This is a genomic window from Candidatus Endoriftia persephonae (genome assembly GCF_023733635.1).
In the GTDB taxonomy this organism is placed as follows: Bacteria; Pseudomonadota; Gammaproteobacteria; order Chromatiales; family Chromatiaceae; genus Endoriftia; species Endoriftia persephonae.
Genome location: NZ_CP090569.1, coordinates 1,128,557 through 1,144,568 on the forward strand (window position 1 = coordinate 1,128,557; position 16,012 = coordinate 1,144,568).

The window sequence follows — 16,012 nt, forward strand, 5'->3', positions numbered from 1 at the left end:
GATGAGTAAAGAAATTCTGCTGGTTGTTGACGCTGTTTCGAATGAAAAGGGCGTGGAGAAGGTAATTATCTTCGAGGCGATTGAAGCCGCCCTGGCATCCGCTACGCGCAAGAAAAACGGCGACGATATTCTGGTCCGGGTCGAGATCGACCGCACCAGTGGTGACTACGAGAGCTTTCGCCGCTGGGAAGTGGTGGAGGACTACTCTAGTGATGAACCGGATGCGCCACTACGTCAGATCATCTTCGACGCAGCCAAAGAGCAGCAGCCCGACATCCAGATCGGTGACTTCATCGAAGAAGAGATCGACTCAATTGAGTTTGGCCGCATTGCCGCCCAGGCCGCCAAACAGGTGATCGTGCAGAAGGTGCGCGAAGCCGAGCGTGCCAAGGTTGTGGCCGCCTATGAAGACCGCAAGGGCGAACTGGTCACCGGCGTGGTCAAACGGGTCGACCGCGGCAACGTATTTCTCGATCTTGGTGGCAACGCTGAGGCCTTCATCGGTCGTGAACACATGATCCCGAAAGAGGCGGTGCGGGTAGGCGATCGCATCCGCGGCTATCTCTACGAGATCCGCTCTGAGGTCCGCGGGCCGCAGCTGTTTGTCAGCCGCACTATGCCGGAACTGCTGATCGAACTCTTCAAGCTGGAGGTGCCCGAGGTCGGCGAGGGGCTGATCGAGATCCGCGGCGCTGCCCGCGACGCCGGTCTGCGTGCCAAGATCGCGGTTAAGGCCCTCGACTCACGCATCGACCCGGTTGGCGCCTGTGTCGGCATGCGCGGTTCGCGAGTGCAGGCGGTCTCCAACGAGCTCAACGGCGAGCGGGTTGATATCATCCTATGGAACGATAACCCTGCGCAGTTCGTGATCAACGCTATGTCGCCGGCGGATGTAGTATCCATCGTAGTCGATGAGGATCGGCACGCCATGGATGTGGCGGTCAGCGAGGAGAACCTCTCCCAGGCGATCGGGCGGGGCGGACAGAATGTACGCCTGGCCAGCCAGCTGACCGGCTGGGAGCTCAACGTGATGGACGAGGCCCAGGCGGCAGAGAAGAGCGATCAGGAGTCGCGCGGCTTCATCGAAGCCTTTATGGAGCATCTTGGTGTGGACGAGGATGTCGCCACCATTCTGGTGCAGGAGGGCTTCACCAGCGTTGACGAGGTGGCCTATGTGCCGATCGAAGAGATGCTGGGCATCGAAGAGTTCGATGATGATCTGGTAGACGAGCTGCGCAACCGCGCCAAGGATGTACTGCTGACCAAGGCGATCGCCAAGGAAGAGGCGTTTGCCGAGCCGGCCGAAGACCTGTTGACAATGGACGGTATGGACAAGGACCTGGCCTATCTGCTGGCGAGCCACGGCATCGCCACCATGGAGGATCTGGCGGAACAGTCGGTGGATGACCTGATGGATGTCGAAGGTATGGATGAAGAGCGGGCTGGCAAGCTGATCATCACCGCGCGTGCGCCCTGGTTCGAAGACGCAGAGTAGTCTGGGCGACAATGAGAACAAGTTGCACAGCAACACGAAGGAAAGGCAAACCCGAGAGGCCTGAATAAATGAGCGAAGTAACCGTAGCGCAGCTTGCAAAGGTGGTTGGTATCCCCGCAGATCGTCTGTTGGGACAGCTGGTCGATGCCGGTATTCAGGCCAAAGGTCTCGACGACCCGATTAGCGATGAGGAAAAATCGCGCCTGCTCAGCCATCTGCGCAAAAGCCATGGCAAACAGGGGAAGTCGATTGTCAGCTCGCCGAGCAAGGTGACGCTGCGACGCAAAACCGTGAGCGAACTGCGCCAGCCCACGGCAAGTGGACGCAGCACCCCGAGTCGGAGAGCGCCTGTCGGTGCCAGTAAAACCGTCAGCGTGGAGGTGCGCAAGAAGCGCACCTATGTGAAACGCAGTGCGGTAGAGACCAGCGAAGCCGCCCTGAAAGAGGCTGAAGAGGCGCGTAAGGCGCTCGAGGCACAGGCGGCCGAGCAGGCCAAGATCGAGGCTGAGGCCTTGGCGCGGCGTAATGCTGAGCAGGAGAGGCTGCACGCCGAAGAGGCGGCAGGCCGTCTCAAGGCGGAACAGGAGGCAAAAGCGGCGGAAGAGTTGCGCCAGAAAGAGGAAAAGCTTCGCCTGGCTGCCGAAGAAGAGCAGCGCAAACAGGCTGAGCTGAAGCGCCAGGAAGAGGAGGCGCGAAAGCAGAAAGAGGCCGGGCGTACCGCTAAGCCACGGAGTGAGCCCAAAAAACCGGCCGAGAGCAAAGGTCCGGGTAAAGATTCCCGCTTCGCCCGCAAAGAGCTGCATGTTTCAGCAGACAAACGCGGCAAGCGCAAAAAGAGGCAGCCGCCTGGAGCGCGTCGGCGCGGACGTCAGGGGGCGGCGCCGGAGAATCAGGAGCATGGCTTCCAGCGCCCCACTGCACCGGTGGTGCGTGAGGTACTGATCCCAGAGAGCATTGCCGTGGCGGAACTGGCTCAGCGCATGGCGTTGAAGGCGGCCGAGGTGATCAAGGTGCTGATGAAGATGGGCATGATGGTCACCATCAATCAGCCGCTCGACCGGGATACCGCCGTGCTGGTGGTGGAAGAGCTGGGGCATACTCCGGTCGAACAGAAGGACGAGGATGTCGAGGCGGAGCTACTGAGCGCGGATGAAGATAGCGAGATGCTGGGCGAGGCGGTGACACGCCCGCCGGTGGTTACCATCATGGGCCATGTCGATCACGGTAAGACCTCGTTGCTCGATTACATCCGCACCAGCCGGGTGGCGGCGGGCGAAGCCGGCGGCATCACCCAGCACATCGGTGCCTACCATGTGGATACCAAGAAAGGTACCGTCTCCTTCCTCGATACCCCCGGCCACGCGGCCTTTACCGCGATGCGTGCCCGCGGCGCCAAGGTCACAGATATCGTAATCCTGGTGGTGGCTGCCGATGACGGCGTGATGCCACAGACCAAAGAGGCAATCCAGCACGCCAAGGCTGCTGAGGTGCCGCTGATCGTGGCGATCAACAAGATCGACAAAGAGGATGCTAACCCCGACCGGGTGATCCAGGAACTCTCCCAGGAGGAGGTGATTCCCGAGGAGTGGGGTGGCGATACCCAGTTTATACGGGTCTCTGCAAAGACCGGTGAGGGTATCGACGAACTGCTCGACGCGATCCTGCTGCAGTCGGAGGTACTGGAGCTGAAGGCAGTGGCTGACGGCCCGGCTGTTGGCTCCATCGTCGAATCCTCCCTTGATAAGGGGCGCGGTCCGGTGGCTACTGTGCTGGTACGTTCCGGTACCCTCAAGCGCGGCGACATGATCGTCTCGGGTCGGGAGTTCGGCCGGGTGCGTGCCATGTTCGACGAGAATGGCCGCTCAGTGAAGTCGGCCGGTCCCTCGATCCCGGTGGTGGTGTTGGGTCTCTCCGGCACCCCCGAAGCGGGTGACGACATGCGCGTGATGAGCGATGAACGGCGCGCCCGCGAGCTAGCCGAACTGCGTCATGAGCGTCAGCGCGATACCCGCCTGGCAGCCCAGAAGGCGGCCAAGCTCGATGAGATGTTCAGCAAGATGGCCGAGGGTGAGACCCAGACCCTCAACGTTATCCTCAAGGCAGACGTGCAGGGCTCGGTAGAGGCGCTTAAAGAGTCCCTGGTGAAGACCTCCACCGACGAGGTGAAGGTGCGGGTGGTCGCCTCCGGCGTTGGTGGCATCACCGAATCGGACGCCAACCTGGCGGTCACTTCCGGCGCCATTATCATCGGCTTCAACGTGCGTGGCGATGCCGGCGCGCGCCGGGTGGTGGAGGAGCAGGGCATCGACATGCGCTACTACAGCATCATCTACGAGATCATTGATGATGTGAAAAAGGCCCTCAGCGGTATGCTCTCACCGGAGATCCGTGAGGAGATCATTGGTATGGCCGAGGTGCGCGACGTGTTTCGCAACTCCAAAATCGGTGCCATCGCCGGCTGCATGGTCACCGAGGGTACAGTCAAGCGCAACAATCCGATCCGCGTGCTGCGCGACAACGTGGTGATCTACGAAGGCTCACTAGAGTCGCTGCGTCGCTTCAAGGACGATGTCAGTGAGGTCAAGGCGGGCACCGAGTGCGGTATCGGCGTGAAGAACTACAACGACGTGCAGCCAGGCGACCAGATCGAGGTATTCGAACGCACCGAAGTGGCACGGGTGATCGAGTAAGCCATGGCGCGTGATTTTAAGCGTAGCGACCGGGTTGGCGCACAGATCCAGCGCGACCTGGCAGAGCTGATCCGTAGCGAGGTCGGCGATCCGGGCCTTGGCATGGTCACCATCCAGGAGGTCCGGGTGGTACGTGATCTGTCTGTCGCCAAGGTCTTCTATACCGTGATTGGCGCCAGTCTCAGCCTGGCGGAGTGCACCAAGCTGCTGAACCAGCAGGCGAGCCATCTGCGCTGGCTGTTGGGGCAGGGGCTGAAGATTCGCACAGTGCCCAAGCTCAAGTTTGTTTTTGATGAGTCGGTAGAGCGGGGCCAGCATCTGACGCAGCTGATCGAAGAGGCGGTGAGCCGCACCGCTGACGAACCGGAATAATCCGGTATTGGTATTACCTGGCCCGATCGGTTGCCATCAAGGCAGCGCCGGTTAGCCTCAGATTAGAGAGTTGAAGTAGAAGATGGGACGTGGTCGCAATCGGGGGCGCAATATCAGCGGTGTGTTCCTGCTGGATAAGCCGGAAGGTATTACCTCGAACAAGGCCTTGCAGGAGGTCAAGTTTTTCTACAAGGCGGCGAAGGCGGGCCATACCGGCAGCCTCGATCCGCTTGCCACCGGCCTGTTGCCAATCTGCTTTGGCGAGGCGACCAAGCTGTCGGCGTTTCTGCTCGATGCAGACAAGCACTACCAGGTGCGGATTCGGCTCGGGGTGACTACCACCACAGCCGATGCCGAGGGCGAGGTGGTTGAAGAGCGGGATGCCTCCGGGGTCAGCGAGGCGCAGATCCGTGACACGCTCGCTGACTTTCGCGGCGAGCAGCAACAGTTACCGCCGATGTACTCCGCCATCAAACACAAGGGCGAGCGCCTCTACAATCTGGCGCGTAAGGGTATCGAGGTGGAGCGCGAGCCGCGCACCATTCATATTCACGCGCTGGAGTTACTGTCGTGCGAGCTGCCCGAGTTCGAGCTCGATGTGCACTGCTCCAAAGGCACCTATGTGCGGACCCTCGCCGAGGATATCGGCAAGGCATTGGGCTGCGGCGCCTATGTCAGCGGCCTGCGGCGCACCGGGGTTGGGCCCTATGATGGTGCCGAAATGGTGACTCTGGCCGAACTCAAAGAGGCCTGGCAGGAGCGCCGCTTCGATGAGATGGACCAGATGCTCCTGCCGCTGGAGAGCGCCTTGGAGAACTGGCCAGAGGTCGTCCTCTCCCCTGACATGCTTTTCTACTTGCGTCAGGGGCAGCCGATCCTGGTGCCGAAGGCCCCCACTGAAGGTTGGGTGCGGCTCTACGCCAATGGTGACGAGTTTATCGGTGTGGGCCAGATCCTCGATGATGGTCGGGTCGCCCCCAAGCGTATGATGCAGGCAGCGAATTAAGACCGACTAAGGTGTTTTTTCGATTTGAAGAGACGCCTTGAACGGCGCATACTCACCCGCTTTTGGCAGGCCCACTTTGGGGCTGCCTGATTAACCGGCCGGATCCCCTCTGAGCTCATTGTTGGAGGGGCAAAGTGAAGGCCTTCTACAGACGCCACAGCTACTTAGGAGTAGACGTCATGGCAATGAGCGCAGCAGAAAAGAACGCAATCGTTGAAGAGTACAAACGCGGACCGAACGACACAGGTTCCCCCGAGGTGCAGGTAGCCCTGCTGACCTCGCGTATCCTTCAGCTCACTGAACACTTCAAAGAGCATAAGCAGGACCACCACTCCCGTCAGGGCCTGGTGCGCATGGTCAACTCCCGCCGCAAGCTGCTCGACTACCTGAAGAATAAAGACGTGGATCGTTACCGCGATCTGATCTCCCGACTAGGTCTGCGCCGCTAAGCGCATCGTCAATTCTGCACAGAGGACAAAGAGAGTGACTGCAATCAAAAAAGAGTTTCAGTGGGGTGAGCACAAGGTCTCCTTAGAGACCGGTGAGATCGCACGCCAGGCTGACGGCGCGGTGCTGGTCAATATGGACGACACCGTGGTTCTGGCCACCGTGGTCGGGGCCGGCCCGATCCCGGGTCGCGACTTCTTTCCGCTGACAGTGGATTATCAGGAGAAGACCTATGCCGCGGGCAAGATCCCCGGCGGTTTTTTCCGCCGCGAGGGGCGCCCGAGTGAGAAGGAGATCCTCACCTCGCGTCTGATCGATCGTCCGATCCGTCCGCTGTTCCCTAAGGGCTACAACAGTGAGGTTCAGGTGATCCTCACCGTGAAGTCCCTCAATCCGGCAGTGGATCCTGAGATCCCGGCTCTGATCGGCGCCTCCGCGGCGCTGGCCATCTCTGGCCTGCCGTTCAACGGTCCGGTCGGTGCCTGCCGTGTCGGCTACAAGGATGGCGAGTACATCCTCAACGCCGCCAGCACCGGCCTGAGCGCCGATTCTGATCTCGATCTGATCGTCGCCGGTACCGAAGAGGCGGTGTTGATGGTGGAGTCCGAGGCCAATGAGCTCTCTGAAGAGGTGATGCTGGGCGCAGTCCTGTTCGGTCACGAACAGTCTCAGATCGTGATCGACACGATCAATGCACTGGCGGCCGAGGTGGGCAAGGCCGCGGGCGAGTTTGAGTCGCCGACAGTGGATGAAGCGCTGACCGCGGCGGTTGCCGAAGCAGCAGAGGTGGGGATGGGTGATGCTTACAGCATCGCCGACAAGCTGGAGCGCTATGCCGCTGCCGATGCAGTGAAAGAGGCGACCCTGGAGAAACTCTGCAGCGCTGCTGAGGGCGAAGAGCCCCGCTGGAGCACCGACGAGGTCAAGGGCGCCCTGGAGAAGCTGAAGAAGCGGATCGTGCGCGGCCGTATCCTCGACGGTGAGCCGCGCATCGATGGTCGCGACACCCGCACCGTGCGCCCGATCAGCGTGCGCACCGGTGTGCTGCCGCGTACCCACGGTTCGGCGTTGTTCACCCGCGGTGAGACTCAGGCGCTGGTGGTTACCACCCTCGGCACCGAGCGCGACAGCCAGATCATCGATGCGCTGGAGGGCGAGCGCCGCGAGTCCTTCATGCTGCACTACAACTTCCCGCCCTTCTGTGTTGGCGAGACCGGTCGCGTTGGTAGCCCCAAACGTCGCGAGATCGGCCACGGTCGTCTCGCCAAACGCGGCGTGCTGGCCTGCATGCCGACCTTGGCGGAGTTCCCCTACGCGATCCGAGTGGTCTCCGAGATCACCGAGTCGAACGGCTCCTCCTCGATGGCATCGGTGTGTGGCACCAGCCTTTCGCTGATGGACGCCGGTGTGCCGCTGAAGGCACCGGTGGCCGGTGTGGCGATGGGCCTGATCAAAGAGGATGAGCGTTTTGCTGTGCTCACCGACATCATGGGCGACGAGGATCACCTCGGCGACATGGACTTCAAAGTCGCCGGTACCGCCCAGGGCATCAACGCCCTGCAGATGGATATCAAGATCAACGGCATCACCAAGGAGATCATGGAGATCGCCCTGGAGCAGGCCAAAGAGGGACGTTTGCACATCCTCGACGAGATGAACCGCGTGATCTCCTCGCATCGGGGTGAGATGTCCGAGCACGCGCCGCGCATCATCGAGATCAAGATCAACCCGGACAAGATCCGCGATGTGATCGGCAAGGGTGGTGTGACCATCCGCGGCATCACCGAGGCAACCGGTGCCACCGTCGACATCACCGACGATGGCATCGTGAAGATCTTCTCGGTGGACAAGGCGGCCGGTGAAGAGGCGAAGAAGCGCGTCGAGCTGATCACCGCAGATGTCGAGGTCGGTACCGTCTACGAGGGTAAGGTCGCCCGCCTGATGGACTTCGGCGCCTTTGTCACCATCCTGCCCGGCAAGGATGGTCTGGTGCATATCTCGCAGATCTCCAACGAGCGCGTGGAGAAGGTGAGCGACAAGCTCTCCGAAGGGGATAACATCCGCGTCAAAGTGCTGGAGGTGGATAAGCAGGGCCGCATCCGTCTCTCCATGAAGGCGGTGGAGGAGGGGGAGTAATCCTGCTCTGACAGTGTCGATGAGAAAGGGGCCCGCGGGCCCCTTTTTTGTGCCTATCTCATTCTCATTACGCTGGCGTGGCGTCTTCGCTTTCGCTCAATCCCAACTGCTCCATGATCGCCAGGCGGAAGCGTTCCAGTCCCTGCTGCACCAGCTCATAGGTCTTATTGACATTCTGCTCGATCTCGCCGTTGAGGATCTCCAGTCCCTCGAGGATCCCCCTCGCCTCTGCAAAACCCTGTTCGATCCCGCCACCGATCAGTTCAAGGAACTCGTTCAGTGCGCTGTCCTGCTCCATCTCGGGGTGGTTCTCAAGAAAGCCGCCAAAAAAGCCGGTGGCGAAGCCGACGATGCGTTCGGCGGTGGCCTCGGGGGTGAAATCCTGCTTGGCGGCTTGTTCGATAGCCTGGGGGCCGAGTTCGGGTGCCAGTATCTCATTGAGCTTTGCCAGGGCACTGCGGTAGAGCAGCTCCAGGGGCTGCTGGCTGGCTTGCAGGTTGAGTGCTTCGCTGGCTGCAGCTGTGCTTGGAGTGGCCCCGCTCTTTGCGCCTCTGCTGGGTGGGATGAGTGGAGAGGGCAGGGATTGGATAAGGTTCTGCTCGAGACTCTGTAGTGGCATTGCTGCGACCTCGAAGATTTGGCTGATCTACCCACAGTATGGACAATCAATGGCTAGGTGATTCGGCGCTGGGGCAGATTGGGGAATAACCGCATCACAGGGTCTGGCGGTTGGGCTGACAGGCGTGCTGCATTTCCTGTTGGTGAGAGCGGGCTTTGTGCTTAGTATGGAGCTGGCCACTTGTGTAATCGTTCATCAAAGGGGAACAGCTATGCCAGAGATTCCACACTTCTCCCACCTGATTGCGGAACAGACCCCTCCTGCCGGTCAGATTGAGGTGCTGGCCCCTTTTGACCGCACCCCGATCGCCACAGTCGATACGCTGGACGCAGCCGGGGTCGAGCAGGCGCTGGCGACGGCCGAGGCGCTGTTTCGCAATAAGGATGACTGGCTGCCTGCCTGGCGGCGTACTGAGATTCTTGAACGTGCTCGGCAGATTATGATCGGGCGGGCCGAGGAGCTAGCACTGGAGGCGGCTCGTGAGGGCGGCAAGCCGTTGAGTGATTCACGGGTGGAGGTGGCGCGTGCCATCGACGGCATGCAGCTCTGCATCGAGACCCTGCGCACCGAAGCGGGCGAGGAGATCCCGATGGGGTTGACCCAGGCCTCGGTGGGACGGCTCGCCTTCACTCGTCGCGAACCGATTGGGGTGGTGGTGGCGCTCTCTGCCTTCAACCACCCGCTCAACTTGATCGTGCACCAGGCGGGGCCGGCAGTGGCCGCCGGTTGTCCGGTGATCGTCAAACCGGCCTCTGACACTCCGCTCTCCTGCCTGCGTTTTATCCAGATCCTGCATGAGGCGGGTCTGCCGAAAGGCTGGGCCCAGGCGCTGCTGACCGAGGATCAGAGCACCGCTGGCCAGCTGGCAACCGATGCGCGGGTCGGCTTTCTCTCCTTCATCGGTTCGACGAAGGTCGGCTGGTGGCTGCGCTCACAGCTGGCGTCGGGTACCCGTTGTGCGCTGGAACACGGTGGGGTGGCGCCGGTGATTGTCGCCGCCGATGCGGACCTGAACGATACCATCCCACTGCTGGCCAAGGGCGGCTTCTACCACGCCGGGCAGGTCTGTGTGTCGGTGCAGCGGGTGTTTGCCGAGGCCTCCATCGCGCGTGAGCTGGCCGAACGGCTCAAGGTGCAGGCGCAGCAGATGAAGGTGGGCGATCCGACCTTGGAGGAGACCGCGGTGGGGCCTCTGATCCGGCCTGCAGAGACGCAACGCATCCATGAGTGGGTGGAGGAGGCTGTCGCCGCCGGGACCGAGTGCCTGTGTGGTGGTGAACCGCTCTCAGAGACCTGCTATCCGGCAACGGTGCTCTACGACCCGCCGTCGCAGGTACGGGTCAGTCAGCAGGAGGTGTTCGGTCCAGTGATCTGTGTCTATCCTTATACGGATATGGATGAGGCGATCGAACGGGCCAACAGTCTGCCCTATGTATTTCAGGCGGCGGTCTTTACAAAAAATCTGGATCAGGCGATGCGCGCCTACCGCCGGCTCGATGCCTCGGCGGTGATGGTCAATGATTTTACCGCCTTTCGCGTTGACTGGATGCCGTTTGCCGGGTTGCGTCAGTCAGGGTTGGGGGTTGGCGGCATTCCCCACACCTATCGTGATATGCAGGTCGAGAAGATGATGGTGGTGCGTTCGCCAGAACTCTGAAGCTGATCCGTTTCTTCTCATTCCCTGCTGTTTTGGTTAGCATCAGCGCATCACGGTGGGGCGAGGTAAAAATTCATGGGTGATGAAACGCAGGCATCGGCAGCAAGCAGTAGCGAGCCGGTGTCGGACCAGCAGTTGGTACGTGCTGTCACCTCTTTTGAGGCGATCATTCTCAGCCAGATCGAGGTCAAGAAGCATCTCGTCGACCGGCTGAATTACAGCATTCGCACCGGAGTCATCATCCTGGGCCTGATTGCCGTCTCAATCCTAATCCTGTTGCTGACACTCTCCTCCCAGATCACCCGGATCTCCAACGTTGTCGCCGATATGAACCACAATTTCACCAGCGTCTCGGGAGAGATGGGGCGTATCGAGAACTACATCTCCTCCATGGAACGGCGGGTCTCGCGGATGGATAGCATTACTGTGCAGACCGAGACGATGAACCGCGAGATGCAGGGCATCGCTCAGGATCTGACGCAGATGGAAGGCACCATCGGTGGCATCAGAAATCATATGACCGAGGTGCGCGGCAAGATTGACAATATCTCCGTCTCGATCAACCAGATGAACGGCGAGGTGCAGATGATGGGGCAGGATATGCACCGTATGGGGCAGCCAGCCCGCACCATGAACAAGATGTTCCCGTTTCCCTAGGAGTTTGTGATGTCAGAGGATCCAAAACGCCTGTTTGTCCAGATGGTGGGGCGTCTGGGGCGGGAGACCCAGTTCCATTTGGATGAACGCCAGCACCACTTCCATATCACCAATATCGTGCTGATGGTGGTCTCAGCCCTGCTGCTGGTGGTGGCCGTCTTCAATGTCTACTACATCCACATCCTCTCTAATGACCTTAACGGTATTGTCGACAACATGGATTCGATGCATACCAATCTGGAAGTGGTGAGGGTCAATATGAACCGCATCACCGACAAGGTGGAGAGCATCGATAAGCATATGGGCAACATGGATCAGATCACTGCCCATACTGAGGCAATGGGGCAGCTGATGCCGGGGGTGGGTGATTCGATGGGTAAAATCGGCGCTGTAATGGTCTCAATCGACCAGGAGATGGGCCAGATGAGCCGGAGTATGGGGAATATCGATCAGCGCTTTCGCCACATGACCGGCGGTGTCTCGGTGATGCGGTACAACGTGCGGCAGATGTCTCGGCCAATGGGGGTGATAAATCCAGCGCTGCCCTAACTCTTGGTGCTTTTACCTTCGTTAATCCTGATGCAGGAATGGATTGGCATAACCATGCGTGTGCCGTGCCCGGTTCAGCCGGTGGCAGAGTTGCCAGATATTGATGGATCGTTTGAGAACGGAAAATGGAATGGAACCGATCAGGTCGTTGGTTCAAGCACTTATTTTGGTTCTCCTGCTGGGGTTACCATGTGCAGATGCGGTGGTTGCCGCAGGGTTGGATGAAGACCCTGTTACCAGGGTAGGGTAGATAAAGGAACTGCTGGACAGCTATCGAGGCAGGCAGTCGAAGCTGCAACAGGCTAAGGCAGAGCTTGACCAGGTAATTGGCGCGCATCCTGAGTATGCGCCTGCCTATAAAGAGCTGGCGCGCTACTATCGGAAATGGGCGCACCTGCTGCTGAATAAAGGGGATGTTGAGGCGGCACAGCCTTTTTTTGATGAGAAAAACTGGCTTTAGTCCGGGAAATGAGCATGACACAGCTACGCTCCCGGTCCGGGGGCAAGATTCAGGTGATCTGCAGGTTGCCCCGGCCGTTCTCCTGCAGCTGCTGGACCACATCCACCACGGCTTCGGTCAGGCACTGCAGATCTGCTGCCTCGATGATGTAGGGTGGCATCAGATAGACCAGTCGTCCAAACGGCCGCAGCCAGACGCCTCGCTCGACAAACGCCGGCTGCACGCTGCGCATCTCCACTGGGGCAGTCAGCTCCACCACGCCAATCGCCCCCAACAACCTCACATCGGCTACCGACGGCAGCCCCCGACAGGCCTCCAGGCCACTACACATGCCTGATTCGATGGCCTCCACCCGAGCCTGCCAGGGGGAGTTCAGTAGTAGTTGGATGCTGGCCAGAGCGGTAGCGCAGGCCAGCGGGTTGGCCATGAAGGTGGGGCCGTGCATGAACAGACCAGGCTCCCCTGATGAGATGGTGGCGGCGACATCTTGCGTAGCGAGAGTCGCAGCCAGGGTCATGTAACCGCCGGTCAGGGCCTTGCCCAGACAGAGGATGTCCGGGCTGACGCCGGCGTGCTCACAGGCAAACAGACGGCCGCTGCGACCGAAGCCGGTGGCGATCTCGTCGAAGATCAGCAGCACGCCGTAGCGGTCACACAGCTGGCGCAGGTGCCGCAGATAGTCGGCGGAGTAGAAGCGCATACCACCGGCCCCTTGCACCACCGGTTCGAGGATCACCGCGGCGATCTGCTGATGATCCTTCGCCAGATGCTCAGCCATCGGCGCCATGTCCGTATCGTCGCAGGGCTCGCCAAACGGGCGGCTCGGGGCGTCGACAAAAAATTGCTGCACCAGGGCATCGCGAAACAGCCCGTGCATGCCGTTGACCGGATCACACACCGACATCGCGCCAAAGGTGTCGCCATGGTAGCCATTGCGGATGGTGAGAAAGCGCTGCTTCGACGGTTTACCGCGGGCGTGCCAGTATTGAATGGCCATCTTCATCGCCACCTCCACCGCTACCGAGCCGGAATCGGCAAAGAAGACACACTGCAACGGCTCGGGGGTCAGCTCCACCAGCCGTTGCGCCAGCTCCACCGCCGGCTGGTGGGTAAGCCCGCCGAACATGACGTGAGACATGGAGCTGAGCTGATCCTGCACCGCACGGTTCAGTTCCGGGTGGTTGTAGCCGTGGATCGCACTCCACCAAGAGGACATGCCGTCGATCAGTTCGCGCCCGTCGCTGAGGCGCAGCCGCACCCCTTTAGCGGAGGCCACCGGGAACACCGGCAGATCGGCACCAATGGCACTGTAGGGATGCCAGACATGTTGTCGGTCGAGTTGGAGCAGGGTTTCACTATCCATTCTATTCAAGCTGCCTGGGTGATGAGGTGATTTTCCAGGGATAATATCAGTATCTGCAACCGTTCAGTGGCCCACTGAAGGAGGGGTAGAATAGCCGTTATAGATCCGGAGTAGACGGCGTTGTAGTACGAATACCTCTTAAAACTGAAGCAGTCCCACCTGACTTTGCGTCTTCTGGGAGTTTCTGATGTTACCCCGTCGCAGTAGGAATTGGATGAACTGGTGGCGGTGGTGGCGCCCCAGGTTGAGACCGATGGAGACGATGCGCCTAGGTCGATCCTCGAGCGTATCCGCTACTACCTACTGGAGGCGGGCGAGAAAGGTCTATTAAACCAATAATCAACTGGTAAACAGCTGTGTAAGTATCTGGACGACCAGGCTTGGCTGGAGAATAAGCGGATCATGAAATTGGTGCGTAGCATCGAAAAATGAGCCATCCTGATCAAGGATGAGCTGCCCGATGATCGCCACTTTGCCAGCTCCGATGGATTGCACTCACAGCTGAAGCTTGTCATGTCTCGGGGGCTCTACACGCCGCCCCAAGTCAAAAAGTCGAACGTACTGGAGCAGTGGCCGGGCGCTACCTGCCTGATTGGGGGATGAAGAGCTATTTTCCCTTGGCCTTTGTTCTTCTGACCGGGGAGCACTAGATGAAAGAGTCGTCCGTACCAGCATGGGAGCATTTTTACCACGTCGCCGATATCGGCGTGCGTGGTAGCGGCTACACTCTAGCCGAGGCCTTCGAACAAGCCGCGCTGGCCATGACGGCGGTGATTGTCGAGCCCGATACGGTGGCAGGCAGTGAGACGATAGAGCTCAATGTCTCGGCCCCTGACGAGGAGCTGCTGCTGACCGAGTGGTTGAATGCCTTGATCTACGAGATGGCGACCCGCCACATGCTGTTCACACGCTTCCAGGTCAAGATCTGTGATCATGAACTGCAGGGCAAGGCCTGGGGCGAACCGATTGACATTGCCCGCCATCAGCCCGTAGTGGAGATCAAGGGTGCGACCTTCACGGAGTTGCGTGTATGGCTGGATGAAGACGGCCTGTGGCATGCGCAGTGCGTGGTCGACGTGTAGCAAGGAGTGAAAAGATGGAATTCAGACCCCTAGCCACCGAATCACCCTACGCCTGGCGGATCGCGCCCCAGGGCAAGATGCGGGTGCCAGCCATCATCTATGCCGATCACGCGCTGATCGAGGCCATGGACCACAAGGTCTTCGAACAGCTCAGCAATGTCGCCAGCCTGCCCGGCATCCAGCAGGCCGCCTACGCCATGCCAGACGCCCACTGGGGTTATGGTTTTCCCATCGGTGGTGTGGCGGCGTTTGATCCGGATGAAGGTGGTGTGGTCTCGGGCGGCGGCGTCGGCTTCGACATCTCCTGTGGCGTACGCACCCTGCACACCGGTCTGACGCTCGATCAGTTGCGCCCCCACAAAAAGGCCTTGGCCGACCTGCTGGCTGTGGCCATCCCGGCGGGCCTGGGCAGTACAGGCACTATAAAGCTGACACATCGCGAGATGGACCAGATGCTGATTGGCGGTGCCGCCTGGGCGGTGCAGCAGGGCTACGGTAGCGAGGCCGACCTGCTCCGCACCGAGGAGCATGGCTGCATGGCCGGAGCCAACCCGGCCGATGTCTCGGAAAAGGCCAAGGAGCGACAGCGCCGCGAGATGGGAACCCTGGGTTCCGGCAATCACTACCTGGAGGTCCAGCTGGTCGCCCAAGTCTATGATGCCGAAACTGCGGCTGCCTTCGATCTCAGGGAAGGCGAGATCGTGATCAGCATCCACTGCGGGTCGCGTGGCCTGGGCCATCAGATCGGTACCGAGTTCCTCAAGTTCATGGCCACCAAGGCCAAGGATCACGGCATCTGGCTGCCGGACCGCGAACTGGCCTGTGCGCCGATCGAGTCCAAACTCGGGCAGTCCTACCTTGGGGCCATGCGTGCCGGTATCAACTGCGCCCTGGCCAATCGCCAGATTCTCACCCATCTTACCCGCGAGGTATGCGACGACGTCCTGCCCGGCACCCAGCTGACGCTGCTTTATGATGTCTCACACAATACCTGTAAACGCGAGACCCACAGGATCGACGGTAAGGAAAAACAGCTGTTTGTACATCGCAAGGGCGCGACCCTGGCGCTCGGTCCCGGACACCCCAACCTGCCGGATGGTCTGCGCGAGGTTGGACAGCCGGTGATCATCGGCGGCTCCATGGGCACCGAGTCCTACATATTGGCTGGTGTCAAAGAGAGCGAAAAGCTGGCCTTCAGCTCCGCCTGCCATGGCGCGGGCCGTGCCATGAGCCGCCACCAGGCGACCAAGCGCTGGCATGGCAGGAACGTCATCAAGGAACTGGAGACCCGCGGCATCCTGATCCGCAGCCCATCCCTGCGTGGCGTGGCCGAAGAGGCGCCGGGTGCCTACAAGGATGTCAGCCGGGTAGTCGATGTTGCCCATCAGGCCGGGCTATCGCGCAAGGTGGCGCGCCTTGAGCCACTGATCTGCGTGAAGGGATGAACATCCATCGCATAGTGGTCGTGGAAATAGTGGG

14 protein-coding genes are annotated in these 16,012 nt (G+C 60.3%); 12 read left to right on the top strand and 2 right to left on the bottom strand.

Annotated elements, in window-relative coordinates; all coding sequences use genetic code 11:
- Nucleotide 1 precedes the first annotated feature (1 nt).
- From nusA to pnp, 6 genes are all read left to right on the top strand, one after another.
- Nucleotides 2-1,495 carry a transcription termination factor NusA gene (gene nusA / locus L0Y14_RS05080; RefSeq protein WP_005965033.1) on the top strand — a complete coding sequence of 498 codons (1,494 nt, stop codon included), beginning with the start codon at nt 2-4 and terminating at the stop codon, nt 1,493-1,495.
- 68 nt (nt 1,496-1,563) lie between these two features.
- Nucleotides 1,564-4,185: a translation initiation factor IF-2 gene (infB, locus tag L0Y14_RS05085; protein ID WP_006474942.1), complete on the top strand. Its 2,622-nt coding sequence runs from the start codon at nt 1,564-1,566 to the stop codon at nt 4,183-4,185.
- A gap of 3 nt (nt 4,186-4,188) precedes the next feature.
- A complete protein-coding gene (rbfA, locus tag L0Y14_RS05090) occupies nt 4,189-4,557 on the top strand; it encodes a 30S ribosome-binding factor RbfA (RefSeq protein WP_006474941.1) in 369 nt (122 codons plus the stop codon).
- Nucleotides 4,558-4,639: 82 nt separating this feature from the next.
- A complete protein-coding gene (gene truB / locus L0Y14_RS05095) occupies nt 4,640-5,563 on the top strand; it encodes a tRNA pseudouridine(55) synthase TruB (protein WP_005965046.1) in 924 nt (307 codons plus the stop codon).
- A gap of 179 nt (nt 5,564-5,742) precedes the next feature.
- Nucleotides 5,743-6,012, top strand: a complete 270-nt coding sequence (rpsO, locus tag L0Y14_RS05100; protein WP_006474940.1) for a 30S ribosomal protein S15 — start codon at nt 5,743-5,745, stop codon at nt 6,010-6,012.
- A gap of 34 nt (nt 6,013-6,046) precedes the next feature.
- Complete coding sequence (gene pnp / locus L0Y14_RS05105; RefSeq protein WP_006474939.1) at nt 6,047-8,146, top strand: polyribonucleotide nucleotidyltransferase; 2,100 nt, start codon at nt 6,047-6,049, stop codon at nt 8,144-8,146.
- Nucleotides 8,147-8,213: 67 nt separating this feature from the next.
- On the opposite strand, the gene L0Y14_RS05110 is transcribed toward pnp, so the two are convergent.
- Nucleotides 8,214-8,765, bottom strand: coding sequence for a DUF5610 domain-containing protein (locus L0Y14_RS05110; RefSeq protein ID WP_006474938.1), 552 nt, complete (start codon nt 8,763-8,765; stop codon nt 8,214-8,216).
- 211 nt (nt 8,766-8,976) lie between these two features.
- Between L0Y14_RS05110 and L0Y14_RS05115 the strand changes: the two genes are divergently transcribed.
- The 3 genes from L0Y14_RS05115 (at nt 8,977) to L0Y14_RS05125 (ending at nt 11,628) form a co-directional block, all read left to right on the top strand.
- The gene (locus L0Y14_RS05115; RefSeq protein ID WP_006474937.1) at nt 8,977-10,422 is read left to right on the top strand and encodes an aldehyde dehydrogenase family protein; all 1,446 of its coding nucleotides are present in this window, start codon (nt 8,977-8,979) and stop codon (nt 10,420-10,422) included.
- 75 nt (nt 10,423-10,497) lie between these two features.
- A complete protein-coding gene (locus L0Y14_RS05120) occupies nt 10,498-11,079 on the top strand; it encodes a hypothetical protein (protein WP_005965065.1) in 582 nt (193 codons plus the stop codon).
- Nucleotides 11,080-11,088: 9 nt separating this feature from the next.
- Nucleotides 11,089-11,628: a translation initiation factor 2 gene (locus L0Y14_RS05125; RefSeq protein ID WP_006474935.1), complete on the top strand. Its 540-nt coding sequence runs from the start codon at nt 11,089-11,091 to the stop codon at nt 11,626-11,628.
- A 509-nt stretch (nt 11,629-12,137) separates the two neighbouring features.
- Here L0Y14_RS05125 and bioA read toward each other — a convergent pair.
- Nucleotides 12,138-13,451, bottom strand: coding sequence for an adenosylmethionine--8-amino-7-oxononanoate transaminase (gene bioA, locus L0Y14_RS05130; RefSeq protein WP_006474934.1), 1,314 nt, complete (start codon nt 13,449-13,451; stop codon nt 12,138-12,140).
- Nucleotides 13,452-13,661: 210 nt separating this feature from the next.
- On the opposite strand from bioA, the gene L0Y14_RS05135 reads away from it, so the two are divergent.
- The 3 genes from L0Y14_RS05135 to L0Y14_RS05145 all read left to right on the top strand — a co-directional run bounded on the left by L0Y14_RS05135 (nt 13,662) and on the right by L0Y14_RS05145 (nt 15,978).
- A complete protein-coding gene (locus tag L0Y14_RS05135; RefSeq protein ID WP_005965074.1) occupies nt 13,662-13,790 on the top strand; it encodes a hypothetical protein in 129 nt (42 codons plus the stop codon).
- 311 nt (nt 13,791-14,101) lie between these two features.
- Nucleotides 14,102-14,533, top strand: a complete 432-nt coding sequence (locus tag L0Y14_RS05140; RefSeq protein WP_005965077.1) for an archease — start codon at nt 14,102-14,104, stop codon at nt 14,531-14,533.
- Nucleotides 14,534-14,547: 14 nt separating this feature from the next.
- Complete coding sequence (locus tag L0Y14_RS05145) at nt 14,548-15,978, top strand: RtcB family protein (protein ID WP_006474932.1); 1,431 nt, start codon at nt 14,548-14,550, stop codon at nt 15,976-15,978.
- Nucleotides 15,979-16,012: the final 34 nt, after the last annotated feature.

What these genes read in the sequence shown, in the direction of transcription:
- rpsO (WP_006474940.1), top strand. Translation starts at nt 5,743, where the DNA reads ATGGCAATGAGCGCAGCAGAAAAGAACGCAATCGTTGAAGAGTACAAA.
- bioA (WP_006474934.1), bottom strand. Translation starts at nt 13,451, where the DNA reads ATGGATAGTGAAACCCTGCTCCAACTCGACCGACAACATGTCTGGCAT.
- L0Y14_RS05120 (WP_005965065.1), top strand. Translation starts at nt 10,498, where the DNA reads ATGGGTGATGAAACGCAGGCATCGGCAGCAAGCAGTAGCGAGCCGGTG.
- infB (WP_006474942.1), top strand. Translation starts at nt 1,564, where the DNA reads ATGAGCGAAGTAACCGTAGCGCAGCTTGCAAAGGTGGTTGGTATCCCC.
- L0Y14_RS05145 (WP_006474932.1), top strand. Translation starts at nt 14,548, where the DNA reads ATGGAATTCAGACCCCTAGCCACCGAATCACCCTACGCCTGGCGGATC.
- L0Y14_RS05115 (WP_006474937.1), top strand. Translation starts at nt 8,977, where the DNA reads ATGCCAGAGATTCCACACTTCTCCCACCTGATTGCGGAACAGACCCCT.
- truB (WP_005965046.1), top strand. Translation starts at nt 4,640, where the DNA reads ATGGGACGTGGTCGCAATCGGGGGCGCAATATCAGCGGTGTGTTCCTG.
- L0Y14_RS05125 (WP_006474935.1), top strand. Translation starts at nt 11,089, where the DNA reads ATGTCAGAGGATCCAAAACGCCTGTTTGTCCAGATGGTGGGGCGTCTG.
- rbfA (WP_006474941.1), top strand. Translation starts at nt 4,189, where the DNA reads ATGGCGCGTGATTTTAAGCGTAGCGACCGGGTTGGCGCACAGATCCAG.
- nusA (WP_005965033.1), top strand. Translation starts at nt 2, where the DNA reads ATGAGTAAAGAAATTCTGCTGGTTGTTGACGCTGTTTCGAATGAAAAG.
- L0Y14_RS05110 (WP_006474938.1), bottom strand. Translation starts at nt 8,765, where the DNA reads ATGCCACTACAGAGTCTCGAGCAGAACCTTATCCAATCCCTGCCCTCT.
- L0Y14_RS05140 (WP_005965077.1), top strand. Translation starts at nt 14,102, where the DNA reads ATGAAAGAGTCGTCCGTACCAGCATGGGAGCATTTTTACCACGTCGCC.